Origin of the sequence: Mitsuaria sp. RG (assembly GCF_028369275.1) — a bacterium.
Classification (GTDB): Bacteria; Pseudomonadota; Gammaproteobacteria; order Pseudomonadales; family Pseudomonadaceae; genus Aquipseudomonas; species Aquipseudomonas peradeniyensis.
Genome location: NZ_JAQMYQ010000008.1, coordinates 80,227 through 107,224 on the forward strand (window position 1 = coordinate 80,227; position 26,998 = coordinate 107,224).

Genomic DNA, 26,998 nt, shown 5'->3' on the forward strand with positions numbered 1-26,998 from the left:
GCGCGTCGGGCGGCCAAACACAGAATAAAAACAAGAGAAAAAACCATGCTCGCACTCCTGGGCCTGATCATGGTGGTGACGTTCACCTACCTGATCATGAGCAAACGCCTGTCGCCGATCGTCGCGCTCACAGTGGTACCCATCGTTTTTGCCGTGATCGGCGGTTTCGCTCCCGAGCTCGGCAAGATGATGCTCGATGGCCTGAAGATGGTGGCACCCTCGGCGGCGTTGCTGCTGTTCGCCATCCTGTTCTTCGGCCTGATGATCGATGCCGGCCTGTTCGACCCTTTGATCCGCAAGATTCTCAAGCGGGTGAACGGCGATCCGATCAAGATCGCCATAGGCACCGCGCTGCTGTCGTTGCTGGTTGCCCTCGACGGCGACGGCACCACCACCTACATGATCACCTGCGCGGCGATGCTGCCGCTGTACAAACGCATCGGCATGAACCCGATGATTTTGGCCACGGTGTCGATGCTATCGCTGAGTATCATGAGCGGCATGAGCCCCTGGGGCGGGCCTGCCACCCGCGCGATCGCCGCCCTTGGCCTGGATGCGACCGAATACTTCATCCCGATGCTGCCCACCGTGATCGGCGGCGCGGCCTGGGTGGTGTTCACCGCCTATCTGTTGGGGCGCGCCGAGCGTCGGCGCATCGGCAATGTCACCCTGGCGTCAGGGGGCGGCAATTGCTACATCAAGGAGATCCTAGGCGACAACCCACACAAGCGTCCGCGCCTGGCCTATGTGAACCTGATGCTGGTGATCGCCGTGATGACCGCGCTGGTGATGGGCGTGATGCATTCCGCGCTGCTGTTCATGATCGGTTTCGTCGCCGCGTTGATGATCAACTATCCGCAACTGGAGCTGCAGAAGGAGCGCATTCTCGCCCATTCGGGCAATGCCATGACCGTCGTGCTGCTGGTGTTCGCCGCCGGCATATTCGCCGGCATCTTCTCCGGCACCAAAATGGTCGACGCCCTCGCCCAGACCTTGGTGGACTGGATCCCCGACGCCTGGAGCCACTGGTTCCCGCTGGTGGTGGCGCTGACCAGCATGCCGCTGACCTTCGTACTGTCCAATGACGCCTACTACTTCGGGGTGGTGCCGATCCTGGCCAACGCGGCCGCGGCCTATGGCATCGACCCGGTGGAAATCGCCCGGGCCTCGGTACTGGGGCAGCCGGTGCACCTGATGAGCCCGTTGGTAGCCTCGACCCTGTTGCTGGTGGGGATGGTCGACCGCGATATCGGCGACTTCCAGAAAGCCACCGTCAAGTGGGCGGTGCTTACCTCGCTGGTGATCACCGCGCTGGCGCTGCTCACAGGTGCCTTGTCTTTCTTCGTGTGAATCACCGGGCGCCGCGCGGCGCCCACCCACCGCTCATCCAAGAACAACAACAGAGTACCGATCATGTTCCGAAGTGTTTTCCGTGGGGCCACCTGTGGCCTGCTCTGCGGCTGGTTGCCCGTTGCCGGCGCTGGCGGATTCGTCGACGACGGCAAGCTCAAGCTGCAGCTGCGCAACGTCTATTTCAACGAGAACTTCCGTGACGAGCAGGGCCTGTCCCCACGCGCGGCGGCCTCCGCCAAGCATGAGCGGACCGAGTGGGCGCAGGGCTTTTTGCTCGACTACCAGTCCGGGTTCACCCAAGGCACCTTGGGCGTTGGGCTCGATGCCCTGGCCCTGGTGGGCGTGCGGTTGGACTCCGGACGCGGTCGCAGCGGCAGCGGCCTGTTGCCGGTGCACGACGACGGTCGGGCCGCGGACGAATTCAGCAGCGCCGGCCTGACCGCCAAGGCGCGCCTGGGCCAGACCGTGATCAAGCACGGCACCTTGCTGCCCAAGACCCCGGTGCTGGTCTACAACGACGCGCGGTTGTTGCCGCAGACTTACCAGGGCACGCAGCTGACCAGCACCGACATCGATGGGTTGAGCCTCACCGCCGGTCACCTGGACAAGTTCAAGTTGCGCGACTCCTCGGACAGCACCGGCTTGTACCTGGATGGCTACAGCGGCAACGCGTCCGGTGATTTCTCCTACGTCGGTGCCGATTATGCGGTGGGCAAGCCGCTGCGCCTGAGCTACTTCCACGCCCAGCTCGACGGCTTCTATCGCCAGGACTTCGCCGGCCTGGTGCATGACCTGCCGCTGGCCGGCGGTGTGCTGACCACCGACCTGCGCTACTTCAGAAGCCGCGACAGCGGTGCCGCCCATGGCGGCGCCATCGACAACGACCTGTACAGCGGGCAACTGGCGTATGCGCATTCCGGGCATACGGTCGGTGCCGGCTACCAGGTGCTTGATGGCGAGGCGGGGCTGCCCTATATCAGCGGCGCAACGGTGTATTCGTTCAGCAACGTCGGTATCGGCAAGTTCATCGAGGAGCAGGAAAAAACCTGGATGGCCAGCTATGCCTACAACTTCGCCGCCGCAGGGGTGCCCGGGCTGACCTTCATGACGCGTTACCTCAGCGGCGACAACGGTCGCGCCGGGGAGGCGGGTATCAAGGAATGGGAGCGTGACGCCGAACTGGCCTACGTGGTCCAGGGTGGCCCGCTCAAAGGCCTGGGGGTGAGGTTGCGTAACTATGTCTATCGTTCCGACTTCGCCCGAGGTCGCGACAGCAACCGTGTGTACCTGACCTACGACATCGCGCTTTGGTGAGTGTCCATCCTGGGTGGACGGTGCGCGTCCAGGCGTCGGTTGTGGGCATTGATGGCGGGCTTGCCGAGGTCCATCGGCTGCTATCAGCGCGATCAATGTTGGCAGACGATGGCCTGATGTCCCTCTAGATTGCAAAGGCGTGCTGGAAGCCCCGAACAACAATAACGAGGGACCCGACTATGCCCACCGCCACCCAAGCATCCAACGCCTGGCGCATCCTGTTCCTGCTGTTCCTGGCCAACCTGTTCAACTTCTTCGACCGCACCATCCCCGCCATCGTCATCGAGCCGATCCGCCTGGAGTGGCACCTGAGCGACTTCCAGATCGGCATCATCGGCACCGCCTTCACCCTGGTCTATGCCATCGCCGGCCTGCCGCTGGCGCGCATCGCCGACACCGGCTCGCGCAGTCGACTCATGGGCTGGGGCCTGCTGGCGTGGAGCGGGCTGACGGCGGTCAACGGCATGGTCGGCAGTTTCTGGAGCTTTTTGCTGGTGCGCATGGGCGTGGGCATCGGCGAGGCCAGCTACGCGCCGGCCGCCAACTCGCTGATCGGCGACCTGTTCCCCGCCGGACGGCGGGCGCGGGCGATGGGCATCTTCATGCTCGGCTTGCCGCTGGGCCTGCTGCTGGCGTTCTTCACCATCGGTGCGATGGTCCAGGCCTTCGACAGCTGGCGCGCGCCGTTCTTCATCGCCGCCGTGCCCGGTGTGCTGCTGGCGCTGTTCATCTTCATGATCCGCGAGCCCGCGCGCGGCGCCGCGGAGACGGTGGCCACCGCCCAGGCACCACTGGACCGCCCCCTGCGTCGGGTGCTGAGCGTGCCTACCTTCGCCTGGCTGGTGCTGGCGGGGCTGACCTTCAACTTCGCCTCGTATGCCTGCAATTCGTTCATGGTGCCGATGTTGCAGCGCTACTTTGCGCTGGCGCTGCACGACGCCGCGGTGGCCACCGGGATGATCGTCGGCCTGAGCGGCCTGGTGGGGCTGACCCTTGGCGGCTGGGTGGCCGACAAGGTGCACCAGCGTTTTGCTAACGGCCGTCTGGTGTTCGCCGCGCTGAGCATGTTGGGCGCTACCTTGTGCACCGCCTGGGCGCTGCATGCCGGGCGTATCGAGTTGGGCGTGTTTGTGGCGGTGTTCGGGATCGGCTGGTTGTTCTCGTACAACTTCTACACCTGCGTGTACACCGCCATCCAGGATGTGGTGCAGCCGCGCCTGCGGGCCACGGCCATGGCGCTGTTCTTCGCCGGGCTCTACCTGCTGGGTGGCGGCCTGGGGCCAGTGGTGGTCGGTGGGCTGTCGGACCACTTTGCCGGAGCGGCCATGGCGGCGGCGGGCGAGGTGGCGATGAGCGAAGCGTTCAAGGCCCAGGGTCTGCATGACGCGATGTACCTGATCCCCGTGGCCCTGTTGCTGACCATGGTGTTCCTGCTGGCGGCCTCGCGGTGTTTCAGCCGGGATGCGCAGCGGATGCGCGAGGGCATGGTGCTGGATGGCGCAGAGGTGGCGGGGCAGGGCGCACAGGCTTGAATCCCCGTAGTTTGGCCAGATGTTGCGGCTCGATCATCATCGGGTTCATCGTCGGTGATGCCGAGCCAGCCATTGATCATAGGCCGCCGTCATAGTTCGCCACGTGGTGCCGTCGGCCGGCACCAGGTGTTCGATGCGCAGCGAGGCCACCGTGATGTCCTGAGGCATGCCGAAGGAGGTGAAGGTGGACAGAAACCTCAGCTCACCTTCGCCTGCCCGTACCCGCGTCAGCACCACCGGTGACAGCGGCGTGTCCGGCGCTATGGCGGGAGGCACGGGCAAGCCTTGTAGCCGCCGCGCCAGGTCACGATTGCCCATCGCCTCCCTGGCCGCCCGCTGCCAGGCGATCGCCCGTATCTCATCGGCATTGACCAGATGATCCCCCAGTCCGCCCGGGCGTAGCAGTGTGTCCAGCAGGTTGAGGCCCGAGGTGCTGCTCGTCGGTACCCCGGCCATGGTGAACAGCAACCCGGCACTGGCATTGGCCGCAGTGATGTCCCAGTTGCTGGCGATGACGATGGCCGGTGCGGGGTTGTTGGCCTGCAGGATGTGCTCCAGCGCGTCGAGCACCATCTTCATGGCCGGAGCGTCGGGTGCCGTGGCTGCATAGCGCGGCGCGTAGCCTGCTGCGAGGAACACTTCGTTGCAGTGTTCGAGCGGCACTGCCAACGCGCTGAGCAGGGCATGCAGTGTGCTTGGGCTGGCCTTGGCGCGACCGGTTTCCACACAGCTGAGGTGGCGTTGCGACAGGCCCGCCAACAGCGCCAGGTCGAGCTGGCTGAGGCCGGCCTTACGACGCAGACGGCGCAGGTGCTCTCCGGCATCGTTGAAGGCGGGTGTTTGCGTGGCGTGAAACGGAGAAGGGCTCATGCATCGACTCTGGCTGTCCTTGGCTGAAGCGTCCATGACCTGTGAGGTCATTGAGGCGGGGACGACTCTATCACTACCGTGAAAGCAGGATCGCGGTCATGGAACAAAACATAATTCTTTGATTTGACTGGGGCTGCGTGGGAGCGGGCTTGCCCCGCGATCACCCGCGTCACGGGTGCCAGGCTCCGCGGCGCCTGCATCGCGGGGCAAGCCCGCTCCTACAGGTCCCTGCCAAGGAGTCGGACAATGAAAGCTGAATGGATCACGCTGCCCGTATTGGTGTTGTTTACCCTGTACACCGGCTGGACCCTTATGATTGTTGATCAATCGCTTATCGCCTTTGGCCTTGAACTGATATCCCGGCCGGATACAGCTCAAGTCGTTATTGACCTGTATGTGATGGCTGGGCTGGGCTGTGTGTGGATGGTCAGCGACCAGCGCCAGCGAGGCGGATCGTTGCTCGGCGTCATGCCCTATCTGTTGCTGACAGCGGTGTTTGTTTCCCTGGGGCCGCTGCTGTACATCGTGGTCAAGGGCTTTGCGCAGAGACGCGGGGCATGAGCGGCGCTCTCGCGGTCTACGCCTGCTGCGTAGTGGTGCTGTTCTTCAAGATGCTGGCGATTTCCTGCTACCAGGGTTACTTCCGCCTGCGCTTCCTGGCCTTCACCAACAGCGAGGATGCGGCGGTGTTCAAGCGTTTGGCTTGCCCTGCGGAGCTGCCGCAGGTCACGCGGGCCATGCAGGCCTGGCGCAACGATCTGGAGAACATTCCGATGTTCCTCGCGCTGGGCGGCCTGGCGGTGGTGCTGGAGGCGCCCGTTGTCATGACGGCTTGGCTGTGCGGGGTATTCACCGTGGCGAGGGTGTCGCATACGGTGACTTACCTGGCGGGCATCCAGCCGTGGCGGACGGTGAGTTATGGCGTCGGGGTACTGTGCCTGATCGGGCTGGCGGCGCTGGTCATCGACAGCCTGTATTCGGTGCAGGATCCAGCAAGCGGCATTGGGGCTGCTACGCAGCCCATCACCGGACTGGCACGCGCTCGTGCATGAAGCCCGGCTGTGGTAGTTTGCGCCGCCGAGCCATGAGGCTGCGGGCCGTTGGTTCTCGAATGACAAGGACAGTCGATATGAGCGATACCCCTTCCGTACTCAGGAAACTGGCCATTCGGCTATTGGGGTTGGTCGTGGTGCTGCCCGTGTTTTTGGTAACGGGATACTGCACCACATTCGCCGTGTTCTTGCTCCCGGGGATGATCTATAACGGGTTCAATGACCCTTGGGACTATCAACTGAATCGCATTGGGTTGGTCATTGTGTTGATCGTAGGCCTTGTCGGCGTGAACACAGGGCTAAAGCTGTACCGGCATTTCCTGCGCAGCACCCGGGCGCCGGAATGGATCGGCTCGGCCTGGGCGGGGCTGGGCTGCGGGGGCGTAGCGAACCTGGCGATCATGTGCTGGTTTCCAGGGTCGCTGTGGTTCAAGGTGTTTCTGGGATGGCCATTGCTGGGCTGCGCGGTGTTTGCCCTGTTGTTGCTGCAAAGCACCGGATGGACAGGGAGCAGCGTCAGTCAAAAAGCCTGACTTCAACGGGTACAGAATGCATCCGGCTTGGGCACAAAGAACCGAGCAAACAATTCAGACTGTGACTTGATGTTCAACTTGGCGTAAATGTTCCGGCGGTGCACTTTCACCGTTTCCGCCGAGAGCGAGAGTTTTCCGGCAATCTCTTTGTTGGAGAAGCCGCTCAGCAGCAGCCTAAGTACATCGCTTTCACGGGTGGTGATCTGCGCGCCCAGCTGGTTCAGTGTTTCCTGCCAGGGCGGTGCCTCGGCAAGGTCCTTCTCGACGTCCACCTCGAAGGCCATGCGCTGGTGCATCAAGGCCGTCACCCAGGGCTTGATGAGGTCGAGGATGGTGATTTGCTCCTGGCTGAAGCGCGCCTTGCTGCCAATGGAGATGCACAGCGTGCGGTCAGCGTCGAGTTGAACGTTGTACTGCGCCTCATCGGCCGAGATGTAGTGCGCGAAATACTGATGGTAGTACTCGGTTTCGAGAAAGTACTCCGGCGCGATATCCAGCAGGTGGAAGAAACCGCTCTGCGGGTTTTCCCGGTTGGCGATGTAGAACGGGTCCAGCAGGTAGAGCCCCTTCACATAACGATGGATGAACGCGTTGACCTCTTCGGCATCCGCCACCTCGGGCAAGCTCACCACTTCCACTTGCTGGTTGGCGAAGATCAGCACCACCCAGTTGTCGATCTGCACGTACTCGTTCAACACCCTAACCAGCGAACTCCAGAACGCCGGACGGTCCAGCTGCATGATCAGCTTGCCGATCGATCGGTGCCAGGCCAGGCTTTGCAGGTCGAACGGCATTATCTACCCCTTTTGGGTTAGGCATTCGCGGGTCAGAGGTAAGTATTCCGAGGTATTTACTATCCGGTCCTGCCCGGTATAGTCGCTCACTGGGCCTAGGATGGCCGTGAAGATACATCGATTCGATAAGGATGTTGCATGACAAGGTCACGTTTGCGAACCCTTTTTTCGGCCTCGCTGCTTTGCGCAGGGATCAGCACATCGGTGCTGGCCGCCGAGCCCGGGATGCACCTGTACAACTGGTTCGGGCTGCTTGCGCCGGAGACGCCGAAGGCGTTCGAACAGGAAACCGGCACCCGCGTGCACATGGACGCGTTCGACAGCGCCGACATCATGCAGAGCAAGGTCATGGCCGGGCGCACCGGTTACGACGTGGTGGTGGCGACCTCCAATGTGCTGCCCAGCCTGATCGCCGCGGGCGTGCTGCAGCCGCTGGACCGCGCACAGTTGGGCAATCTTTCGCATATCGACCCCGATATCCTCGCCCAGCTGGCGGTCAACGACCCCGGCAACCGCTACGCCGTGCCCTACCTGTGGGGCACCACCGGCATCGGCTACGACGTCGACAAGGTCAAGGCCGCGTTGGGCGACCAGGCGCCGGTGGACAGTTGGGACCTGATCTTCAAGGAAGAGAACATCAGCAAGCTCAAATCCTGTGGCGTGGCGATGCTCGACTCACCCAGCGAGATCATCTCGATTGCCCTGAACTACCTGGGCCTGCCCAGCAACAGCAGCAACCCGGCGGACTACCAGAAGGCGCAAGACCTGCTGATGAAGATCCGCCCGTACGTGCTGTATTTCGACTCGTCGCGCATCGACACCGACATGGCCGACGGCAACATCTGCGCGGTGGTCGGTTGGGCCAACGGCGCCCTGGCCGCGCAGGCCCTCAACGAGAAGAACAACACCGGGCGCAGAATCAACTACAGCCTGCCGCGCGAAGGCGCGCTGGTGTGGTCGGAAAACCTGGTACTGCTCAAGGATGCGCCCCATCCCAAGGCCGGCATGGCGTTCATCAACTACATGATGCGCCCGGAAGTGATCGCCAAGACTTCGAACCACACCCTGTACCCCAACGCCAACAAGGACGCCACCCAGTTCGTCGAACAGGCGCTGCGGGACAACCCGTGGATCTACCCCGACAAGAAGACGGTTGCCACGTTGATCCCGCTCGAGCCGCTGCCGTTGAAACTGGAGCGGATCCGCACACGGGTCTGGACCAAGGTGAAGAGTGGCGTTTGACCTGAGCTGATGTGTCGCCAGCTGCCTGGTGCAAGGGTGTATCGGGCAGCGCGTTGAACAGGGTTGCCTGCGGCCGATTGCTTCAGCGCCCCGCGAATACCATCGTTTCGTGGAACCCGGCTGTTTGGCAGTAGCGGGCGATGGTCTTGCGCACCTGATTTCATCTTATGCCGGAGGAGAACAGCGGATGTTCAGCCCAGCCCATAAGACATACTTGAACTTGACGATCAAAGGTGTGGAGCACGATTTCCAGGTGCTCGGCTACACCGGGGAAGCGGTGGCCAACAGGCCTTTCTTCTTCAACGTGGAACTGGCCAGCGAACGGCCTAGCCTGGACCTTGAACGCTTCCTCGACCTCGAGGCCTTCTTCAGCTTCGACATGAACGGCAATGGCATCCATGGGCGGATCTACCACATCGCGCCGATGGGGCAGGCCCCGTGTTCGGCGCGTTACAGGTTGACTCTGGTGCCGCATTTGTCCTACCTGCGTCACCGCATCAACCAGCGGATCTTTCAACAGTTCTCAGTGCCCAGGATCGTCGCCTTGGTATTGGAAGAGCATGGGATCGTGGGAGACGCCTATCGCTTCGAGCTGAGTGCGAGCTACCCCGAGCGCGACTACTGCACCCAGTATGGCGAAACGGATCTGCACTTCGTCCAGCGCTTGTGTGAAGAGGAGGGCATTCGCTTCCACTTCCAGCACAGTGCCCAAGGCCATGTGCTTGTGTTTGCCGATGGCCAGACGGTGCTGCCGTGGGGCGTGCTTTATCGTCCGCCCCTGGTTCATGCCAAGCCCCGGGTGGTGGAGAATCAGACCGCCGTGGTCATTGCCGTGGAGGATGACGAGAGCCGGTGTGATCGGCGCCTTGCCCGGATTCAGGTCAAGTTTCCCTGGGATCCTGAGGACAGGTTCGACGACAAGAGCTGTTGCTGGTTGTCGGTGGAGTCCGAATGGTGCTGTGAAAGCACTGCCCCACGAACGGGAATGGAAGTCATGGTCACGTTTCTCGGAAACGATCCTGATCAGCCGCGGGTCAGTGGGTGCCTGTGCTGCCGATAGCCTCATTCTGGCTACGGCAGCTTTATCCGAAATCCTCTGCGTCCTGCCCTGTCGTGTTTTCCCTTAATCGATAACCAGCTCCCATACGCCACTGGCATGCTCGATCCGCTCACCCGGCAACTGGATGCGCTGGTTGGCGCTGTAGTCATGGAAGGCGCGGGCCTTGCCGATCAGCGACAGGTCCAGGGTCACGCTATGCCTCGACTCGCCGCGCCCAGCCTCGAACAGCGTGCGGCCATACGGGTCCACCGCCAGGCTCGCCCCCACGAACACGCAGCCATCCGGCCCATCGCCCACGCGGTTGGCGACCACGGCGAACACCTGGTTCTCCATCGTCCTGGCCATCACCGACACCCGGTGCACATGATCCTCCGGTTCGGCCAGGCCATCGGTGATCAGCATCAACTGCGCGCCCAAGGCCTTCAGTGCCCGCGCCGTCTCGGGGAATTCGCTGTCGTAGCAGATCAACAGACCCAGGCGCACGCCGCGCCATTCGACGGTGGCGAAGCGATTGCCCGGAACGACGATGCCGTGCTCCGGCAACCACAGGTGGGTCTTGCGGTAGGTGAGCAGGATGCCTTCAGGGGCGATGAACAGGGTGGTGTTGTAGAAGGTGCCACCGTCGTTCTCGTACAGCCCCAGCACCACCGCGATACTGCGCTGGCGCGCCGCCGCGACCACCGCCTGCACGGCATCGCCGTCGATGGCTTCGGACAGCATGCCGACGTCGTCCGCGGTGAGAAAACCGGTCAGGTGCGACTCGGGGAACAGCAGGATATCGGTGTCCGGCGCGCACTGGGCCAGGGCCTCGAGGATACCGCGCAGGTTGTGGGCGGTGTCGCCGTCGCGGGTTGTCGTCTGTACCACTTCGATCTTCATGGGCAATCCGTCTCGCTGGGCCCGACCCTTCCGCGGGCGAGTGACATTTGCGAAGGGTGGTGCAAGTATGAAAACAATCACTGGCAAAACAATCACTTCGACGGGTTAACCCGGGGGTAGGGCATGAGCTTGAGCCTGCAGGATCTTTCGTGGCACCAGGGTGTGGGCCAATGCATCGAGCACCTCGACCGGCCGAGCTTCTGGCGCACACTGGCGATGCTGCTCGGCGACTTCGTCGAGGTGGATACCTGGGTGGCGCTGCTGTTCAGCCACGACAAGCCGCTGATCTTCGACCAGAGCCCTTACGAGCGCGAGGGCATCGACCCGCTGGTGAGTGTGTACGCCAACGGCCTGTACCTGCTCGACCCGTTCTACATCAGCAACCGCGAGCGGCCGCTGACCGGCCTGGTGCGCCTGGCCGACGTGGCCCCGGAGCAGTTCCAGCAGACCGACTACTACCGCCTGTACTTCACCCACAACGTGGTCGCCGACGAGGTGCAGTTCAACCTGGCCCTGGGCGATGGGCGCACACTGTGCCTGTCGCTGGGCGGGCGCTCACGTTTCGACGCCCAGGCCATCGCCCAGCTGGAGCTGGTACGCCCCTGGCTGATCGGTCTGCTGCGCCAGCGCCTGCACTTCGAACAAGTGCCCGAGCGCGCACCGGCCAAGCCCGCGCTGGGCCTGGCCCAGGGGCGCGACGAGGCGCGCCGGCAACTTGAGTCGGTGCTCACGGCGCGGGAGCTGGACGTGGTGCGGTTGATCCTGTCGGGGCATTCGAACAAGGAGACGGCCATCAAGCTCAAGCTGTCGGCCGAGACGGTGAAGGTCCATCGACGCAACGTGTACCGCAAGCTGGACGTGAACTCCCAGAGCGAGCTTTTTTCGCTGCTGTTCCTGGCCGGCGAAGACCTCGCCAGCCTGCAACCGGCGCCGTGATTCCCCCGCGCCATTACCCCCAGGTTAATCCTTCGACGTTATAGGAATCCCCACGGGGATCCGCATACTGGGCTGGCAGCTTCCTTGCGCGTGACCACCTGGAAGCCGCGTGAGAGCGGACTTCGTGGTCGCAGCGTGGGAGCGGGCTTGCCCCGCGATCACCGGCAAGGCCGGTGCCATCCACCACATTGCCTGCATCGCGGGGCAAGCCCGCTCCCACGCTGTATTCCCTGCACCTGCACCTGCTGCATCTGCTTAGCGTGCTGCAGACCGGCTTGGCAATTTCCTAGAACAATCACAAGAGGATGACCCATGGCTCATTTCGCTCACGGCCTGGCCCGTGGCATTGCCCCTGCGCGCCAGGAGGCCACCCATGCCTGACGCCACCCCTTCAAAACTTTCCCTGACTTCCCTTACCGCCTTCGGCCTGGCCTACATGTGCCCGAGCCTGGCCATGGTGATCTTCGGCGTGATCTCCGAACGCAGCGACGGCATCGCCCCCAGCGCCTTCCTGCTGGCCACTGGCGCCATGCTGCTGTCGGCCCTGAGCTACGCCAAGCTGTCGCGCCTGTTCCCGGTGTCCGGCTCGGCCTACTACTACGCCAAGCGCCTGCTCGGCCCCGGTTGCGGCTTCGTGGTCGGCTGGGCGGTGCTGCTGGCCTACCTGTTCATGCCCATGGTCGCCTGGCTGTTGCAGTCGGTGTTCCTCAACGCCCAGTTCCCGCAGGTGCCCACCTGGGGCTGGCTGCTGATCAACATCGGCCTGACCACGGCGGTGACCGTCAGCGGCATGACCCTGACCGACCGCCTGAACAAAGTGCTTACGGTCCTGAGCGTGGCCCTGGTGCTGTTGTTCATTGGCTACTGCCTGCGCTATGTGGCCGGCCAGCCCCAGGTCGGCTTCACCCACCCCGTTTGGAACGAGCACAGCACCTTGACCGGCCTCACCGCCGCCGCCGCCATCGCCGCCTATTCGTTCCTCGGTTTCGACGCCGTGACCACCCTGGCCGAGGAGGCCGAGCAGCCCAAGCGCGACATCCCACGTGCGGTGCTGCTGGTGATCAGCGTGGGCGGGCTGCTGTTCACGGCGGTGGCCTACCTGATGCAACTGAGCCACCCCGGCGGCCAGTTCGCCGACCCAGAGACTGCGACCTACGCACTGTCGATCGAGGTGGGTGGGCAGTTCTTCGCCGACTTCGTCAACCTCGGCGGCATCGTCGCCGGCTTCGCCTCGTGCCTGGCGGTGCAGGTCAGCGCCAGCCGCTTGCTGTACTTCATGGGCCGCGAAGGCGTGCTGCCGCCGCGTTATTTCGCCAAGCTGCAGGGCAGAGCGCGCACGCCGGTGTTCAACCTGCTGCTGATTGCCGGGCTGGGGTTGATCGGGATCGGCGCGGATGTGAGCTCGGCCGCTTCGCTGATCAACTTCGGCGCGTTCCTGGCGTTTGCGGCGGTGAATGTCTGCGTGATTGCGTACTACCTGCGTGAGCGGCGCAAGCAGCGGTTGAGCGGGGTGGGGTTCGTGGTGTTTCCGCTGCTGGCGATTGGGGTGAACCTGTATCTGCTGTCGCTGCTGAGCACGGTGGTGATACTGGCCGGGGTGGCTTGGCTGGTGTGTGGCGGGTTGTACCTGATGTGGCTGACGGCGGGGTTCAGCAAGTCCACGCCGGGGCTTATGGAGGTTGAGTCTTGAGGTGATGCGTATGCCACTGCAGCTTTACACGGAATTATTCCAGGCCAATAATTATTGGTAACTCATAATTTAGGATAAACCCATGGCTGACATTTTCCTGCGCCCGGAACTGGCGGCCGATATGGCCAGGCAACTGCTCAAGCCCTCTGCACTGGATATCGGCCTGCGTTCCGGGTTGTTCCTGTCCGGCCTGCGCCGGACGGGCAAGACCACCTTCCTCAAGAACGATCTGATCCCGGCCCTGGAGGCACAGGGCGCACTGGTGATCTACGTCGACCTGTGGAGCGACACCCAGACAAGCCCGGTGAAGCTGGTGCTGGCTGCCGTGCGCAAAGCCCTGCACGAATTGCAGACACCGACCTCGTCGTTCATGCAACGTCTCAAGCGCGTGCGTGGCGCCGAGGTGGAGCTGGCCGGTTTCAAGTTCGGTTTCAACCTCGATACCCTGGGTGAGGCAGGCGGCGTGACACTCGCCGAAGCGCTGACCGAAGCGGTGGACCAGGCCAAGGCGACAGTCGTGCTGATCGTCGACGAAGTGCAGCATGCCATCACCACAGAAGACGGGCAGCAGATGATGCTGGCCCTGAAGGCCGCACGTGACGCCATCAACCCAAGGCCCGCGACGCCTGGGCATTTCCTGTTCATCGGCACCGGCTCGCACCGGGCCATGGTCAACGAGCTGACCGCCCGGCGTAACCAGGCGTTTGCCGGCGCCACCAACGTGGCTTATCCGGTGCTGGACGAGGGCTATGTCGCGTTCTGGCTCCAGCGGCTCGCCGCAGATGGCCTCGACAACCTGCCCTCGCTGGAGGTGGCGACCGAAGCGTTCAAGACACTGGGCAGCCGGCCTGAAGAGTTCATCCGTGCCCTGCGTCAGTTGATTCACTCGCCCAGCCTCGGTTCTGGGGCGGATGTGGTGCTGCCGGTGATCGCGGCCACGCTGCGTTCGGCGGCGGCCGACCTGGAACTGATGAAGGTCGAGGAACTGGGCGTGCTGGCCCAGGCCATTTTCGCCCGGATCGCCTCCGTGGATGGCGAGACGCGGGGTGTGTTTTCCAGCGAGGCGGCGGGGGAGTATTCGACGTTCGTGGGGCGTGAAGTGCGGGTGGAGGAGATCCAGCCGGTGGCCAATGAGTTGCTGGCGGCGAACCTGATCATTCGCCGGGGGCATGGCCTGTATGGCGTGACTGATCCGTTCGTGCAGGAAATCTGGCGGGAGCGCCAGGCGATGCTGGGCAAGCGCTGATAGACGTTCAGGGCAGGCGAACACCGATGAAGATCGACTTTGAATTGCTCACATTGCCGGACGACATGTCGGGCTACAACGCGGCGGCCTTTACCGAGGGCCGCCTGAGCATTGAAGTGCAAGGGCAGGTTTTCTTGCAGGTGGAGTACTGCTTGCTGCTCGAATTGGCGAACGTGGTGACGCAATGGTTGAAAGCCGTCGCCACCCATGGGGCTCAGGATTTTTACTACGCCTCGATGGACGAAGAAGAGGAGCCGATCCTCGCGCTGCGCTACTGCCGCGCCAGATCGGTCTTCTCACTATGGTCCTGTTGGGTGGTTTGCGAGTCAGGTCCCGAAGTGACGCTGGAGCAGGCCATCGAATGTTTCGAGCGGTATGTTCATGAGTTGAGGCAGGCAATCGACCAGCGTCTGCAGGCCGTTTTGCCCTGACAACCCATTCAAACCTACGCGCAACCTGTAGGAGCGGCCTTGTGTCGCGAAAGGGCCGCAAAGCGGCCCCCGGTTTCTGATGTGTTGCGAAGAATGGAATGCAGCGTGGGAGCGGGCTTGCCCCGCGATCACCGGCAATGCCGGTGCCAAACACTGCGACGCTCGAATGAACACCCTGCAAGGTTAGCCGAGCGCATGTGAACGGACTCACTCATAACCCATTTTCAGGTTTTGGGCTTGGGTTGCCAATTCATCCATCGCTCCACGACTGGCTTCGTCTCGCTTGTCCTTGTAGGCAATCAGCTCGGAGAACGTGATAGCCCGTTCACCTTCAGCGCTGGAATGGGGGATTGCTCCCTCATCCAGCAGCTTTGCCAGATGCTCGCAAGAAACGTTAATCGCGAGGGCCGCCTCCGTCATGGTCAGCGTGGACTTTTCCATGACAATGGTGCGCTCCACGCCATGGAATTCATCACGAAGCTTCCGATACCCCAACCGCGCGTAGAACCCTTGGGCGGTGATGGATGAAGGAACGCGCAGTGCCATGACACCTGCCCTGATCGCTGCAGCATGAACGGCCTCCATCAACCGTTTGCCGACACCTGTCCGATGATGGATTGGAGCGACGAACACTGTCCTGACAACCTCGCCATCCAGGCTTGCCGTCCCCAGCAATTCGTTTTGGTTGACGGCTACGAATACCATTCGGCTATCGAGCAATGCACTGACCGCCGCAGGTGAAAAGTTCTGTTCTACCTGGGCGATCACCTCTGCCGGGTAATCCTGCGAGTTGGATTCGCGCAATGCCGTGATCACGATGCGGCTGATGGCTTCTGCGTCTTCGCGCTGAGCGCGGCGGATATGACATTCCATGGAGACATCCCGAATTTATGCCCAAAGCTTAGCCGGTGTAGGAGCGGCCTTGCCGAGGCGTCGGACCGGTCGGAAAGGGCTGCGTAGCAGCCCCAGCAATCTTCGCAACACATCAGGAACCTGGGGCCGCTTTGCGGCCCTTTCGCGACACAAGGCCGCTCCTACAGGGTCCGCGTTTGCCTGTGGCGTCAGTGCTTCATCCCCAACTCCGCATCATCCATCAGCGCCTTGGCCAGCGCGCTCAGGTAATACGATGCCCAGATCAGCTGAGGCTTCTCCTCCATGATCCCGGTGATGGTCAGGTCGCACACGCAGCCCATCAACTCCGAAGCCTGTTCCCGTGCGTGTTGGCACGGGATGCCGGGTTCGATACAGAACAGCGGGTCGGTATGCCCTTCACCCTGATAGAACTTGGTCTTGCCCACCGTGGTGTGGGGCGTGGTGTCGTCTGTGCTCATTGCTCAATCTCCCTGAAATGATCGGTGCCTGGGCTTGCGCAATCGCGGGACAAGCCCGCTCCCACGGGTACATGTATCACGCCGCATGTTGGGTGCTGCGCTTGGATCGCAGCGATGGATCACAGCGTGTTTGGATTACAGCGTGGGAGCGGGCTTGCCCCGCGATTGCGTCAGCCCAGCCAACAAATGACTTAAGCCCTAGTGCAAAGTCCGAGGCTCCACCTGCGGCATCTGCACCTGAATCAACGCCGATTCGAGCAGCACCCGCAGCGCCTCCATTTCATGCATCGCGGCCAAGACCAGAATCGACACGGGCGACTTGGGATGCAGCAGAACAGCCTGATGCGCCACGGTCTGCGCGCACAGGGCGTACTCCGTGGCCTGGATGATGGTGTCTTCGAGGGAGTGGTGGTTGTGGGGTGGGTCGGGGACGATCTTTAACATAGCAACTTCCCTTTGGTGGTGCGGCCACCTGCCTGCTGTCAAACAGTAGGGTGGCAGATGTACGTGGGTTGACAGACCGGCGGAAATTGCAAAGTTCCGGCGCACGCAAGCGTGCCCGCACGTACAGCTGCCATAAAGGTTGAGCTGCGTGCAATTTGCCGTCACAGCCTGTCAAAGCTGTATCGTTGATGTGCAACGATAGGCCGAGACTAGAGCCCCGCCAGGGAGACCGCAACGGAAAAAAGGCGGCAGAAGTATGTTTGGGAAATGGACTACAGCATAGGGTTTTAATCTGATTTTTCTGGACGACCCACCGCGATACAGCGTAATACCAACAAGGCGGACAGCGGTTGCGCGTCCGATGACATTTGAGTTGGCTACGATGCTTCAGGCGGTCGACGTCGTCCCCAAAAACGCAGCTTCCAACAACTGCCTCGTATACCCATGCCGCGGCTCATGAAATATAGCCCCCGCATCCCCCTGTTCCACCACCTGCCCATGCTTGATCACCATCAACTGATGACTCAACGCCTTGACCACCGCCAGGTCATGACTGATAAACAGATACGTCAGGTTGTACTTGACCTGCAAATTCCGCAAAAGCTCAACCACCTGCCGCTGCACCGTCCGATCCAGCGCCGAGGTCGGCTCATCCAGCAATATCAGCGCGGGCTTCAGCACCAACGCCCGAGCAATCGCAATCCGCTGCCGTTGCCCCCCAGAAAACTCATGGGGATACCGATGCCGCGTCCGTGGATCCAGCCCCACTTCCTCCAACGCCGCAATAATCGCCGCTTCCTGCTCAGCCGGCGTGCCGATCTTGTGAATCCGTAAACCCTCGCCGACGATATCCGCCACGCACATGCGCGGGCTCAGGCTGCCAAAGGGATCCTGAAACACCACCTGCATCTCCCGCCGCAGCGGCCGCACGGCTTTCTGGTTCAGCCCTTCAAGATTCTGCCCATGGAAGCGAATCCCTCCCTGGCTGGAAATCAACCGCAAGATGGCCAACCCCAAGGTCGACTTGCCCGATCCACTTTCGCCAACGATCCCCAGCGTCTGCCCCTGTGGCAGGCTGAAGTTCACCCCGTCCACCGCCTTCACATGGTCCACGGTCCGGCGCAGCAGCCCCTTCTTGATCGGGAACCACACCTTCAGGTCCTTCACCTCCAGCAACGGCGCCCCTTCGGCATTTGCGGCAGGTGCGCCGCTGGGCTCGGCATTGATCAGCATCTGTGTATACGGATGCTGCGGCTTGCTGAACAGCGTGGCGCAGTCGGCCTGCTCGACGATCTTGCCGCACTGCATCACGCACACGCGGTGGGCGATGCGGCGCACCAGGTTGAGGTCGTGGCTGATCAGCAGCAGGGCCATCCCGAGGCGCGCCTGCAGCTCCTTGAGCAGGTCGAGAATCTTCAACTGCACGGTCACGTCGAGCGCCGTGGTGGGCTCGTCAGCGATCAGCAGTTCGGGTTCGTTGGCCAGGGCCATGGCGATCATCACCCGCTGGCGCTGGCCACCGGACAGCTCATGGGGCAGGGCTTTCAGGCGCTTGTGCGGCTCGGGAATGCCGACCAGTTCCAGCAGCTCAAGTGTGCGGGCGGTGGCGGCCTTGCCGGTGAGTCCCTTGTGCAGCAACAGGATCTCGTTGATCTGCTTCTCGATGCTGTGCAGCGGGTTCAGCGAGGTCATCGGCTCCTGGAAGATCATCGCAATGCGGTTGCCGCGAATCCGCTGCATGGGCTTCTCGCCCAGGTGCAGCAGGTCTTTGCCTTCGTAATGGATGGTGCCGGAGGGATGCCGGGCCAGCGGGTAGGGCAGCAGGCGCAAAATCGAATGGGCGGTCACCGACTTGCCCGAGCCGCTTTCGCCGACCAGGGCCAGGGTCTCGCCCTTGCGGATGTCGAAGCTGATGCCGTCGACCACGCGGTTGACCTGCTCGCCAGTGACGAACTCCACCGCCAGGTCGCGGACTTCGATCAGGGTGTCTTGGCTCATGTCATTTCCTCGGGTCGAAGGCGTCGCGGGCGGATTCGCCGATGAATACCAGCAGGCTCAGCATCACCGCCAGCACGGCGAAGGCGCTGATGCCCAGCCACGGGGCTTGCAGGTTGGACTTGCCCTGGGCCACCAGCTCGCCCAGCGACGGGGAACCTGCGGGCAGGCCGAAGCCGAGGAAGTCCAGGGCGGTGAGGGTGCCGATGGCGCCGGTGAGGATGAACGGCATGAAGGTCATGGTCGAGATCATGGCGTTGGGCAGGATGTGGCGGTACATGATCGGGCCGTTGCTCATCCCCAAGGCACGGGCGGCGCGTACGTATTCGAGGTTGCGCCCGCGCAGGAACTCGGCGCGCACCACATCAACCAGGCTCATCCACGAGAACAGCAGCATGATGCCCAGCAACCACCAGAAGTTGGGCTGCACGAAGCTGGCGAGGATGATCAGCAGGTACAGCACCGGCAGGCCGGACCAGATCTCCAAAAAGCGCTGGCCGGCGAGGTCCACCCAGCCGCCGTAGAAGCCCTGCAAGGCGCCGGCGATCACGCCGACGATGGAGCTGGCGATGGTCAGCGTCAGGGCGAACAGCACCGAGATACGGAAGCCGTAGATCACCCGGGCCAGCACGTCGCGGCCCTGGTCGTCGGTGCCGAGCAGGTTGTCGGTGGAGGGCGGTGCGGGGGCCGGTACTTTCAGGTCATAGTTGATGCTCTGGTAGCTGTAGGGGATCGGCGCCCACAGCACGAAGGCGTCCTTCTTCTCCATCAGCTCGCGGATGTACGGGCTCTTGTAGTTGGCCTCCAGCGGGAACTCGCCGCCAAAGGTCGTCTCCGGGTAGCGCTTGAAGGCGGGGAAGTACCATTCGCCGTCGTAGCGCACGGCAATCGGCTTGTCGTTGGCGATGAACTCGGCGCCCAGGCTCAGCACGAACAGCACCAGGAAGATCCACAGCGACCACCAGCCGCGGCGGTTGGCCTTGAAGCGCTCGAAGCGACGGCGATTGAGGGGGGACAGGGCCATGTCAGTGCTCCCGGCTGGCGAAGTCGATACGTGGATCGACCAGGGTGTAGGTGAGGTCGCCGATCAGCTTCACCACCAGACCAAGCAGGGTGAAGATGAACAAGGTGCCGAACACCACCGGGTAGTCGCGGTTGATCGCCGCCTCGAAACTCATCAGGCCCAGGCCGTCGAGGCTGAAGATCACCTCGATCAGCAAGGAGCCGGTGAAGAAGATGCCGATGAACGCCGAGGGGAAGCCGGCGATCACCAGCAGCATGGCGTTGCGGAACACATGGCCGTAGAGCACGCGGGTGCGGCTCAGGCCCTTGGCCTTGGCGGTGACCACGTACTGCTTGTTGATCTCGTCGAGGAAGCTGTTCTTGGTCAGCAGGGTCATGGTGGCGAAGTTGCCGATCACCAGCGCGGTGATCGGCAGTACCAGGTGCCAGAAGTAGTCGAGCACCTTGCCGGTGGTGGAGAGCTCGTCGAAGTTGTTGGAGGTCAGCCCGCGCAGCGGGAACCAGTCGAAGTAGCTGCCGCCGGCGAACAGCACGATCAGCAGGATGGCGAACAGGAACGCGGGGATGGCGTAGCCGACGATGATCGCCGAGCTGGTCCAGACGTCGAAGTGGCTGCCGTGGCGCACGGCCTTGGCGATCCCCAGGGGGATCGACACCAGGTACATGATCAGCGTGCTCCATAGCCCCAGCGAAATGGACACGGGCATCTTCTCGGCGATCAGGTCGATGACCTTGGCGTCGCGGAAGAAGCTGTTGCCAAAGTCCAGTTGGGCGTAGTTCTTTACCATGATCCACAGCCGTTCGGGCGCCGACTTGTCGAAGCCGTACATGCGCTCGATTTCGGCGATCAGCGCCGGGTCCAGGCCTTGCGCGCCGCGGTAGTTGGAGCCGGCCACCGACACTTCGGCGCCGCCGCCGGCGATGCGGCTGGTGGCGCCTTCGAAGCCTTCGAGCTTGGCGATCATCTGCTCGACCGGGCCGCCGGGGGCGGCCTGGACGATGATGAAGTTGATGATAAGGATGCCGAACAGGGTCGGGATGATCAGCAGCAGGCGCCGCAGGATATAGGCCAGCATGTCAGTTGGCCTCTTCCGCGGCGGGGGCTTCGCTCACGGCAGGCGTGACGTCGGGCTTGATCCACCAGGTGTCGATGCCGATGTCGTACTTGGGCGACACGGCGGGGTGGCCGATGTGGTTCCAGTAGGCCACGCGGGAAGTCTTGATGTGCCAGTTGGGGATCACGTAGTAGCCCCACAGCAGTACCCGGTCCAGGGCACGGCAATGGTCGATCAGGCTCTGCCGGGAGTCAGCGTTGATCAACTGCTCCACCAACTGGTCGATGGCCGGGTCACGCAGGCCGATGAAGTTGCGGCTGCCGGGGTTGTCGGCGGCGGCGCTGTTCCAGTATTCACGCTGCTCGTTGCCGGGCGAGTTCGATTGCGCGAAACCGCCGACGATCATGTCGTAGTCCCGCGAGCGCAGGCGGTTGATGTACTGCGATACATCTACCCGGCGGATCTCGAGGTTGATGCCCAGGTCCGCGAGGTTGCGCTTGAACGGCAGCAGTACGCGCTCGAACTGGGTCTGGGCCAGCAGGAACTCGATGGTCACCGGCTTGCCGTCCTTGTCGACCATCTTGTCGTCGACGATCTTCCAGCCGGCGTCCTGCAGCAGCTTGTAGGCCTGGCGCTGCTGGTCGCGGATCATGCCGCTGCCGTCGGTGACGGGGTTGCGGAAGGCGCCGTTGAACACCTCGTCGGGCACCTTGGCGCGCAGTGGTTCGAGGATCTTCAGCTCGGCGGGCGAGGGCAGGCCGCTGGCGGCCATCTCGGAGTTCTCGAAGTAGCTGCCGGTGCGGGTGTAGGCGCCGTTGAACAGCTGCTTGTTGGTCCATTCGAAGTCCATCAGCAGGCTGATGGCGTGGCGCACGCGGATGTCCTGGAACACGGGTTTGCGCAGGTTGAAGATGAAGCCCTGCATGCCCACCGGGTTGCCGTTGGGGATCTCTTCCTTGATCAGGCGGCCGTCGCGCACGGCGGGCACGTCGTAGGCGGTGGCCCAGTTCTTCGCGCTGACTTCCAGGGCGTAGTCGAACTGGCCGGCCTTGAGGGCTTCGAGGGCGACGGTGTTGTCGCGGTACGAGTCGAAGGTCATCACGTCGAAGTTGTAGAAGCCGCGGTTGATCGGCAGGTCCTTGGCCCAGTAGTCCTTGACCCGCTCGTAGCGGATCGAGCGGCCGGCCTTCACCTCGACGACCTTGTACGGGCCGCTGCCCAGTGGGATCTCCAGGTTGCCGCGGTTGAAGTCACGGCCCTCGTACCAGTGCTTGGGCAGCACCGGCAGCTGGCCGAGGATCAGCGGCAACTCGCGGTTGTTGGTGTGCTTGAACTTGAACAGCACCTTGAGCGGGGCTTCGGCGACCACCTCGGTGACGTCGGCGTAGTACTGGCGGTACAGCGGCGCGCCGTCCTTGATCAGGGCGTTGAAAGTGAACACCACGTCCTCGGCGCGCATCGGCTGGCCGTCGTGGAAGCGTGCTTCGGGGCGCAGGTAGAAGCGCACCCAGCTGTTGTCGGGGGCCTTTTCGATCTTGCCGGCCACCAGGCCGTATTCGGTGAAGGGCTCGTCCAGGCTCTGGCGCATCAGGGTGTCGTAGATGCTGCCGACGTTGTCGGCGGGCACGCCCTTGTTGATGAACGGGTTGAGGCTGTCGAAGCCGCCGAAGCTGGACTGGCGGAAGGTGCCGCCCTTGGGCGCGTCAGGATTGACGTATTCGAAGTGCTTGAAGTTGGCCGGGTATTTTGGCGGCTCGTCGTACAGGGTCAGGGCGTGCTGCGGGGCGGCCACGGCCGGGAGCGTGAGGCAGGCCAGCAACAGGCTGCCGGCCAGGCGGCGCAAGGTGGGCGTCATTTGGCTTTCTCCGAAGTCTTCTTGATCCACCAGCTGTTCAGCCCGAGGGTGTAGGGCGGCGTGGTGACGAAGGCGAACCGGTTGCGGTAGGCCAGGCGGTGATTGTCGAGGTACCAGTTGGGGATCATGTAGTACTGCCATGAGAGCACGCGGTCCAGGGCACGCGCCGCGGCGATCTGGTCATCACGCGTGCGGGCGGCGAGCAGGGTGTCGAGCAGGTGGTCGACCACCGGGTCCTTGACCCCAGCATAGTTCTTGCTGCCCTTGGTGGCGGCTTGGCTCGAGTGGAAATACAGCCACTGTTCGAGGCCCGGGCTCAGGGTCTGGTTCAGGGTCATCAGGATCATGTCGAAATCGAACTGGTCGAGCCGTTGTTTGTACTGGGCGCGGTCGACGGTGCGCAAGCGCGCATCGATGCCGATGCTGGCCAGATTTTCGACATAAGGTTGCAGGATGCGTTCGAGGTTCGGATTCACCAGCAGCAGTTCCATACCGAATTGCTGGCCCTTGCTGTCCACCAGGCGCTGGCCGTTGAGCTTCCAGCCGGCCTGGGCGAACAGCGCCAGGGCCTGGCGCAGGGCCGGGCGGCTGATGCCGCTGCCGTCGGTGTGGCTGACCTGGTAGGGCTGGGTGAACAGCTTCTCGGGCAGTTGGTCGCGGAACGGCTTGAGCAGCAGCCATTCCTTGCCGGTGGGCAGGCCTGTGGCGGTGAAATCACTGTTGGGGTAGTAGCTGGTGGCGCGCCGGTAGGCGCCGTTGAACAGCGCGCGGTTGGTCCACTCGAAATCTAGCATCAGGCCCAGCGCCTGGCGTACCCGCGGGTCGCTGAAGGTGGCGCGGCGGCTGTTCATGAACAGGCCTTGGGTCTGTGTCGGGATCTTGTGCGGGATCTGCGCCTTGATCACCTCACCGCGGCGCACGGCGGGGAAGTTGTAGCCGTTGGCCCAGTTCTTCGCCTGGTGCTCGATGTAGAGGTCGAACTCGCCGGCCTTGAAGGCCTCGAAGGCCACGGTGGCGTCACGGTAGAACTCGTATTCGACGCGCTTGAAGTTGTACTTGCCGCGGTTCACGGCCAGGTCCTTGCCCCAGTAGTCCTTCACCCGCTCGAACACCAGCCGGCGGCCGGGTTGCACCTCGGTGATGCGGTAGGGGCCGCTGCCCAAAGGCGGCTCGAAGGTGGTGGCCTTGAAGTCGCGCTTTTCCCAGTAGTGCCTGGGCAGCACCGGCATCTCGCCCAGGCGCAGGATCAGCAGCGGGTTGCCGGCGCGCTTGAACACGAAGCGGATGCGCAGCGGGCCGAGGATGTCGACCCGGGCCACTTCCTGCAGGTTGGTGCGGTAGATCGGGTGGCCGTCCTTGAGCAGGGTGCGGTAGCTGAAGGCGACATCGGCGGCGGTGATCGGCACGCCGTCGTGGAAGTGCGCCTCGGGGCGCAGGTTGAACACCACCCAGCTGCGGTCCTCGCTGTACTCGACGGAGCGGGCGATCAGGCCGTAGCTGGAGGTGGGCTCGTCGCCGGAGGGGTCGTACATGCCGGTGCCGACCATCAGCGGCTCGTTGAGCTCGTTGATGCCGTACTGCAGGAAGTTGGGCGTGGTGACCGGGCTCGAGCCCTTGAAGGTGTAGGGGTTGAGCGTGTCGAAGGTGCCGAAGGCCATGGCCCGCAAGGTGCCGCCTTTGGGGGCTTGCGGATTGACCCAGTCGAAGTGGGTGAAGCTGGCCGGGTACTTGAGCGTGCCGAACTGCGCGTATCCGTGGCTTTCGCTCACCATCGCGACGGCGGGGAAGCTCAAGGCCAGGCTGAGAGACAGCAGGAGGGGACGTATCAAGTCGGCATCCGATCCAGAAGGCGTTGGGCTTGGTTCGGGGTACAGTAACAGCTTGTCTGGAATGGAAAAAGGGTGCGAGCCGGTCAGATGGATGTGGCTGATTGGGGCTGCTTCGCAGCCCTTTCGCGGCACAAGGCCGCTCCTACAGAGTCTGCGTAATCCCTGTAGGAGCGGCCTTGTGCCGCGAAAGGGGCGCGAAGCGCCCCCGGGATTCACATCAACGCGACAGGTAAACGGTCAGCGTCTGCCCCGGCTTGAGCGCATGCCCGCTGCGCGGGTTCCAGCGCTTGAGGTGTTTCATCTCGACGTTGAAACGCTTGGCCACCAGGTAGTACGAGTCGCCCTTGCGCACCTTGTACTGGGTGGAACGCTGCTTGGCATCGGCCACGCGGTTGGCCGCCGCGCTCGGCGCGTTGCCGCCACGCAGGGCCAGCACCTGGCCGACCTTGAGGCTGTTGCCGCGCAGGCTGTTCCAGCGCTGGATGTCCTTGACCGCGACGCGGTTGGCCTTGGCGATGCTGCCCAGGTTGTCGCCGCGCTTGACCCGGTAGCTGCGCGCCGCCGGCGCCTTGGCATCGGCCAGGGCGGCCTGGAACACGGCCTTGTTCGGCTGCAGGGCGACCAGTTCCTCGGGCTTGAGGTTGGACATGCGGTCGCTCAGCAACTGTGCCTTGGCGGTAGGCACCAGCAACTGCTGCGGGCCGTCCACGGTCATGCGCTTCTTGAAGGCGGGGTTGAGCTGGATCAGCTCGTCTTCGTCGATGTCGGCGAAGGCCGCGACGCGCGACAGGTCGAGGCGGTCGTTGATGGCGACGGCTTCGAAATAGGGTTCGTTGGCGATCGGGTTCAGGTTGATCCCGTAGGCGGCCGGGGTGTTGACCACCTGCGACAGGGCCAGCAGCTTGGGCACGTAGTCGCGGGTTTCCTGCGGCAGCGGCAGGTTCCAGTAGTCGGTCGGCAGGCCCAGGCGCTCGTTGCGCTCGATGGCGCGGCTGACGGTGCCTTCGCCGGCATTGTAGGCCGCCAGGGCCAGCAGCCAGTCGCCGTTGAACATGTCGTGCAGGCGGTTCAGGTAGTCCAGCGCCGCATTGGTCGAGGCGGTGACGTCGCGACGGCCATCGTAAAAATTGGTCTGGCGCAGCTTGAAGTGGCGCCCGGTGGACGGGATGAACTGCCACATGCCGGCGGCGTGCGCGCGGGAGTAGGCCATCGGGTTGTAGGCGCTCTCGATGGCCGGCAGCAGGGCCAGTTCCAGCGGCATGTCGCGTTCTTCGAGGCGCTCGACGATGTAGTGCAGGTAGAGGCTGCCGCGCTCGCCGGCGTTCTCGAGGAACGACGGGTTGCTGGCGAACCATAGGCGCTGCTGTTCGATGCGCGGGTTGACGTCCATGCCGTCCTGCAGGGCGAAGCCCTGGCGCATGCGCTCCCAGACGTCCTGGGGCGGCGCTTCCTTGGGCTTGACCACCAGTGGCGCGGGCTTGTGCTTGATCCGCGCCTGGTAGTTGTGCGCGCGAACGCTGTCGGATTCGTCGAGCTGACGGGTGCTCTGGCAGCCGACCAGGGTGGCGGCCAGCGCCAGTGCACTGATCTGTGCCAGTCGCGTCAGGGCGACCGAATGAGCGGTTCTGCGGCTAGGGGAAGACATCGGCTGGAACGGTTATCCGGGCAAAAAAGTTGGGCGATTCTAGAAACCGGCCCCGGCCGGGTCAACCTTTGGGCTTATGTCACGATATATCTTGAGGTTATCAGAACACGTCCTTCCAAGACCTCAAGGCAGCAAAAACAGTGGCTTGGGTGGGGTTGGAATGTCCCTTCCATTCGTCTGCTTTTTGTTTAACGAATGTTTCAGCGGTGCGCAAAAACGGGTTGGTCAGGCGCTCCAGACCTATGGTGGAGGGCAGGCTGATGCGATTGTCGGCGCGCAGGCGGGTAACGTCTTCGAACCGTTGCAGAACGTGCGGGTTTTCCGGTTCCACGGCACGGGCGAAGCGCAGGTTGCTCAGGGTGTATTCGTGGGCGCAGTACACTTCGGTCTCGGCCGGCAGGGCGGCCAGGCGCTGCAGCGAATGGTGCATCTGCTCGGGCGTGCCTTCGAACAGGCGCCCGCATCCGGCGGCGAACAGGGTGTCGCCACTGAACAGTAGCGGCGTGGGCGATTGCGCAGTGTAATAGGCGATGTGCCCCAAGGTGTGGCCGGGCATGGCCATGACCTCGAACCTCAGGCCCAGTGCCTTGACCTGCGCGCCGTCCTCCAGGGCAACGTCGCGGGCCGGGATGCGTTCGCTGGCCGGGCCGTAGACAGTGGCGCTGGTGGCCTGCTTCAGGACTTCGACGCCGCCGACATGGTCATGGTGGTGGTGGGTGACCAGGATCGCCTCCAGCGCCCAGTCTGGATGTTGGCCGAGCCAGGCGAGCACCGGCCCGGCATCGCCGGGATCGACCACTGCGCAGCGGCGATTGGCAGTATCCTGTAACAACCAGATGTAGTTGTCGTTGAAAGCGGGTAGGGCATCGATCTGTATCATGTGCGGATC

Annotated in this window: 25 protein-coding genes; 12 read left to right on the forward strand and 13 right to left on the reverse strand. The window is 63.1% G+C overall.

The window, feature by feature from the left end; translation table 11 throughout:
- Positions 1-45 precede the first annotated feature (45 nt).
- The 3 genes from POF53_RS07040 to POF53_RS07050 all read left to right on the forward strand — a co-directional run bounded on the left by POF53_RS07040 (position 46) and on the right by POF53_RS07050 (position 4,199).
- Positions 46-1,350: a CitMHS family transporter gene (locus POF53_RS07040; protein WP_050704953.1), complete on the forward strand. Its 1,305-nt coding sequence runs from the start codon at positions 46-48 to the stop codon at positions 1,348-1,350.
- A 63-nt stretch (positions 1,351-1,413) separates the two neighbouring features.
- Positions 1,414-2,667 (forward strand): OprD family porin, encoded by a 1,254-nt coding sequence (locus tag POF53_RS07045; RefSeq protein WP_232856356.1) that lies wholly within the window; start codon positions 1,414-1,416, stop codon positions 2,665-2,667.
- A 179-nt stretch (positions 2,668-2,846) separates the two neighbouring features.
- Positions 2,847-4,199 carry a spinster family MFS transporter gene (locus POF53_RS07050; protein ID WP_498966980.1) on the forward strand — a complete coding sequence of 451 codons (1,353 nt, stop codon included), beginning with the start codon at positions 2,847-2,849 and terminating at the stop codon, positions 4,197-4,199.
- Positions 4,200-4,244: 45 nt separating this feature from the next.
- Here POF53_RS07050 and POF53_RS07055 read toward each other — a convergent pair whose 3' ends face one another.
- Positions 4,245-5,069 (reverse strand): helix-turn-helix domain-containing protein, encoded by an 825-nt coding sequence (locus POF53_RS07055; protein WP_232856354.1) that lies wholly within the window; start codon positions 5,067-5,069, stop codon positions 4,245-4,247.
- A gap of 246 nt (positions 5,070-5,315) precedes the next feature.
- On the opposite strand from POF53_RS07055, the gene POF53_RS07060 reads away from it, so the two are divergent.
- From POF53_RS07060 to POF53_RS07070, 3 genes are all read left to right on the forward strand, one after another.
- A complete protein-coding gene (locus POF53_RS07060; RefSeq protein ID WP_232856353.1) occupies positions 5,316-5,630 on the forward strand; it encodes a DUF2834 domain-containing protein in 315 nt (104 codons plus the stop codon).
- The gene (locus tag POF53_RS07065; protein ID WP_498966983.1) at positions 5,627-6,121 is read left to right on the forward strand and encodes an MAPEG family protein; all 495 of its coding nucleotides are present in this window, start codon (positions 5,627-5,629) and stop codon (positions 6,119-6,121) included. The genes POF53_RS07060 and POF53_RS07065 overlap by 4 nt, the downstream gene beginning before the upstream one ends.
- 77 nt (positions 6,122-6,198) lie before the next feature.
- Entirely contained in the window at positions 6,199-6,654 is a 456-nt protein-coding gene (locus POF53_RS07070; protein ID WP_498966985.1) for a hypothetical protein, read from the forward strand.
- A 2-nt stretch (positions 6,655-6,656) separates the two neighbouring features.
- Here the strand turns inward: POF53_RS07070 and POF53_RS07075 are convergent, their stop codons facing one another.
- On the reverse strand, positions 6,657-7,448 hold the full coding sequence (locus POF53_RS07075) for a helix-turn-helix transcriptional regulator (RefSeq protein WP_203651874.1): 792 nt from the start codon (positions 7,446-7,448) through the stop codon (positions 6,657-6,659).
- A gap of 225 nt (positions 7,449-7,673) precedes the next feature.
- Between POF53_RS07075 and POF53_RS07080 the strand changes: the two genes are divergently transcribed.
- Together POF53_RS07080 and POF53_RS07085 are read left to right on the forward strand one after the other, a co-directional pair.
- On the forward strand, positions 7,674-8,690 hold the full coding sequence (locus tag POF53_RS07080) for a polyamine ABC transporter substrate-binding protein (protein ID WP_498966988.1): 1,017 nt from the start codon (positions 7,674-7,676) through the stop codon (positions 8,688-8,690).
- 187 nt (positions 8,691-8,877) lie between these two features.
- Positions 8,878-9,750: a contractile injection system protein, VgrG/Pvc8 family gene (locus POF53_RS07085; protein WP_232856350.1), complete on the forward strand. Its 873-nt coding sequence runs from the start codon at positions 8,878-8,880 to the stop codon at positions 9,748-9,750.
- A 63-nt stretch (positions 9,751-9,813) separates the two neighbouring features.
- Here the strand turns inward: POF53_RS07085 and POF53_RS07090 are convergent, their stop codons facing one another.
- On the reverse strand, positions 9,814-10,629 hold the full coding sequence (locus POF53_RS07090) for a carbon-nitrogen hydrolase family protein (RefSeq protein ID WP_498966991.1): 816 nt from the start codon (positions 10,627-10,629) through the stop codon (positions 9,814-9,816).
- A gap of 123 nt (positions 10,630-10,752) precedes the next feature.
- Between POF53_RS07090 and POF53_RS07095 the strand changes: the two genes are divergently transcribed.
- The 4 genes from POF53_RS07095 to POF53_RS07110 all read left to right on the forward strand — a co-directional run bounded on the left by POF53_RS07095 (position 10,753) and on the right by POF53_RS07110 (position 14,932).
- Complete coding sequence (locus POF53_RS07095; protein ID WP_232856348.1) at positions 10,753-11,565, forward strand: LuxR C-terminal-related transcriptional regulator; 813 nt, start codon at positions 10,753-10,755, stop codon at positions 11,563-11,565.
- Positions 11,566-11,938: 373 nt separating this feature from the next.
- Positions 11,939-13,255 carry an APC family permease gene (locus tag POF53_RS07100; RefSeq protein ID WP_498966993.1) on the forward strand — a complete coding sequence of 439 codons (1,317 nt, stop codon included), beginning with the start codon at positions 11,939-11,941 and terminating at the stop codon, positions 13,253-13,255.
- A gap of 82 nt (positions 13,256-13,337) precedes the next feature.
- Positions 13,338-14,501 carry an AAA family ATPase gene (locus POF53_RS07105; RefSeq protein WP_232856346.1) on the forward strand — a complete coding sequence of 388 codons (1,164 nt, stop codon included), beginning with the start codon at positions 13,338-13,340 and terminating at the stop codon, positions 14,499-14,501.
- 26 nt (positions 14,502-14,527) lie between these two features.
- Complete coding sequence (locus tag POF53_RS07110) at positions 14,528-14,932, forward strand: DUF7878 domain-containing protein (RefSeq protein WP_232856345.1); 405 nt, start codon at positions 14,528-14,530, stop codon at positions 14,930-14,932.
- A gap of 207 nt (positions 14,933-15,139) precedes the next feature.
- Here the strand turns inward: POF53_RS07110 and POF53_RS07115 are convergent, their stop codons facing one another.
- The 10 genes from POF53_RS07115 to gloB form a co-directional block, all read right to left on the reverse strand.
- On the reverse strand, positions 15,140-15,805 hold the full coding sequence (locus POF53_RS07115; RefSeq protein WP_498966996.1) for a GNAT family N-acetyltransferase: 666 nt from the start codon (positions 15,803-15,805) through the stop codon (positions 15,140-15,142).
- A gap of 188 nt (positions 15,806-15,993) precedes the next feature.
- Positions 15,994-16,263, reverse strand: a complete 270-nt coding sequence (locus POF53_RS07120; protein WP_062363628.1) for a DUF3077 domain-containing protein — start codon at positions 16,261-16,263, stop codon at positions 15,994-15,996.
- A gap of 198 nt (positions 16,264-16,461) precedes the next feature.
- Positions 16,462-16,707 carry a hypothetical protein gene (locus POF53_RS07125; protein WP_102683700.1) on the reverse strand — a complete coding sequence of 82 codons (246 nt, stop codon included), beginning with the start codon at positions 16,705-16,707 and terminating at the stop codon, positions 16,462-16,464.
- Positions 16,708-17,094: 387 nt separating this feature from the next.
- Positions 17,095-18,705: an ABC transporter ATP-binding protein gene (locus POF53_RS07130; RefSeq protein WP_498966999.1), complete on the reverse strand. Its 1,611-nt coding sequence runs from the start codon at positions 18,703-18,705 to the stop codon at positions 17,095-17,097.
- 1 nt (position 18,706) lies between these two features.
- The gene (locus POF53_RS07135; RefSeq protein ID WP_254464464.1) at positions 18,707-19,726 is read right to left on the reverse strand and encodes an ABC transporter permease; all 1,020 of its coding nucleotides are present in this window, start codon (positions 19,724-19,726) and stop codon (positions 18,707-18,709) included.
- A gap of 1 nt (position 19,727) precedes the next feature.
- Positions 19,728-20,801, reverse strand: coding sequence for a microcin C ABC transporter permease YejB (locus POF53_RS07140; protein ID WP_046854817.1), 1,074 nt, complete (start codon positions 20,799-20,801; stop codon positions 19,728-19,730).
- Position 20,802: 1 nt separating this feature from the next.
- Positions 20,803-22,635 (reverse strand): extracellular solute-binding protein, encoded by a 1,833-nt coding sequence (locus tag POF53_RS07145; RefSeq protein WP_254464465.1) that lies wholly within the window; start codon positions 22,633-22,635, stop codon positions 20,803-20,805.
- Positions 22,632-24,464, reverse strand: coding sequence for an extracellular solute-binding protein (locus POF53_RS07150; protein WP_254464466.1), 1,833 nt, complete (start codon positions 24,462-24,464; stop codon positions 22,632-22,634). Before POF53_RS07150 ends, POF53_RS07145 begins: the two co-directional genes overlap by 4 nt.
- 217 nt (positions 24,465-24,681) lie before the next feature.
- Entirely contained in the window at positions 24,682-26,109 is a 1,428-nt protein-coding gene (locus tag POF53_RS07155; RefSeq protein ID WP_203651896.1) for a lytic transglycosylase domain-containing protein, read from the reverse strand.
- Positions 26,110-26,209: 100 nt separating this feature from the next.
- Positions 26,210-26,989, reverse strand: a complete 780-nt coding sequence (gene gloB, locus POF53_RS07160) for a hydroxyacylglutathione hydrolase (RefSeq protein WP_232856340.1) — start codon at positions 26,987-26,989, stop codon at positions 26,210-26,212.
- Positions 26,990-26,998: the final 9 nt, after the last annotated feature.

Excerpts from the sequence above, each read along its gene's own strand:
- POF53_RS07040 (WP_050704953.1), top strand. The coding sequence starts at position 46 with ATGCTCGCACTCCTGGGCCTGATCATGGTGGTGACGTTCACCTACCTG.
- POF53_RS07045 (WP_232856356.1), top strand. The coding sequence starts at position 1,414 with ATGTTCCGAAGTGTTTTCCGTGGGGCCACCTGTGGCCTGCTCTGCGGC.
- POF53_RS07050 (WP_498966980.1), top strand. The coding sequence starts at position 2,847 with ATGCCCACCGCCACCCAAGCATCCAACGCCTGGCGCATCCTGTTCCTG.
- POF53_RS07055 (WP_232856354.1), bottom strand. The coding sequence starts at position 5,069 with ATGAGCCCTTCTCCGTTTCACGCCACGCAAACACCCGCCTTCAACGAT.
- POF53_RS07060 (WP_232856353.1), top strand. The coding sequence starts at position 5,316 with ATGAAAGCTGAATGGATCACGCTGCCCGTATTGGTGTTGTTTACCCTG.
- POF53_RS07065 (WP_498966983.1), top strand. The coding sequence starts at position 5,627 with ATGAGCGGCGCTCTCGCGGTCTACGCCTGCTGCGTAGTGGTGCTGTTC.
- POF53_RS07070 (WP_498966985.1), top strand. The coding sequence starts at position 6,199 with ATGAGCGATACCCCTTCCGTACTCAGGAAACTGGCCATTCGGCTATTG.
- POF53_RS07075 (WP_203651874.1), bottom strand. The coding sequence starts at position 7,448 with ATGCCGTTCGACCTGCAAAGCCTGGCCTGGCACCGATCGATCGGCAAG.
- POF53_RS07080 (WP_498966988.1), top strand. The coding sequence starts at position 7,674 with ATGCACCTGTACAACTGGTTCGGGCTGCTTGCGCCGGAGACGCCGAAG.
- POF53_RS07085 (WP_232856350.1), top strand. The coding sequence starts at position 8,878 with ATGTTCAGCCCAGCCCATAAGACATACTTGAACTTGACGATCAAAGGT.
- POF53_RS07090 (WP_498966991.1), bottom strand. The coding sequence starts at position 10,629 with ATGAAGATCGAAGTGGTACAGACGACAACCCGCGACGGCGACACCGCC.
- POF53_RS07095 (WP_232856348.1), top strand. The coding sequence starts at position 10,753 with ATGAGCTTGAGCCTGCAGGATCTTTCGTGGCACCAGGGTGTGGGCCAA.
- POF53_RS07100 (WP_498966993.1), top strand. The coding sequence starts at position 11,939 with ATGCCTGACGCCACCCCTTCAAAACTTTCCCTGACTTCCCTTACCGCC.
- POF53_RS07105 (WP_232856346.1), top strand. The coding sequence starts at position 13,338 with ATGGCTGACATTTTCCTGCGCCCGGAACTGGCGGCCGATATGGCCAGG.
- POF53_RS07110 (WP_232856345.1), top strand. The coding sequence starts at position 14,528 with ATGAAGATCGACTTTGAATTGCTCACATTGCCGGACGACATGTCGGGC.
- POF53_RS07115 (WP_498966996.1), bottom strand. The coding sequence starts at position 15,805 with ATGGAATGTCATATCCGCCGCGCTCAGCGCGAAGACGCAGAAGCCATC.
- POF53_RS07120 (WP_062363628.1), bottom strand. The coding sequence starts at position 16,263 with ATGAGCACAGACGACACCACGCCCCACACCACGGTGGGCAAGACCAAG.
- POF53_RS07125 (WP_102683700.1), bottom strand. The coding sequence starts at position 16,707 with ATGTTAAAGATCGTCCCCGACCCACCCCACAACCACCACTCCCTCGAA.
- POF53_RS07130 (WP_498966999.1), bottom strand. The coding sequence starts at position 18,705 with ATGAGCCAAGACACCCTGATCGAAGTCCGCGACCTGGCGGTGGAGTTC.
- POF53_RS07135 (WP_254464464.1), bottom strand. The coding sequence starts at position 19,726 with ATGGCCCTGTCCCCCCTCAATCGCCGTCGCTTCGAGCGCTTCAAGGCC.
- POF53_RS07140 (WP_046854817.1), bottom strand. The coding sequence starts at position 20,801 with ATGCTGGCCTATATCCTGCGGCGCCTGCTGCTGATCATCCCGACCCTG.
- POF53_RS07145 (WP_254464465.1), bottom strand. The coding sequence starts at position 22,635 with ATGACGCCCACCTTGCGCCGCCTGGCCGGCAGCCTGTTGCTGGCCTGC.
- POF53_RS07155 (WP_203651896.1), bottom strand. The coding sequence starts at position 26,109 with ATGTCTTCCCCTAGCCGCAGAACCGCTCATTCGGTCGCCCTGACGCGA.
- gloB (WP_232856340.1), bottom strand. The coding sequence starts at position 26,989 with ATGATACAGATCGATGCCCTACCCGCTTTCAACGACAACTACATCTGG.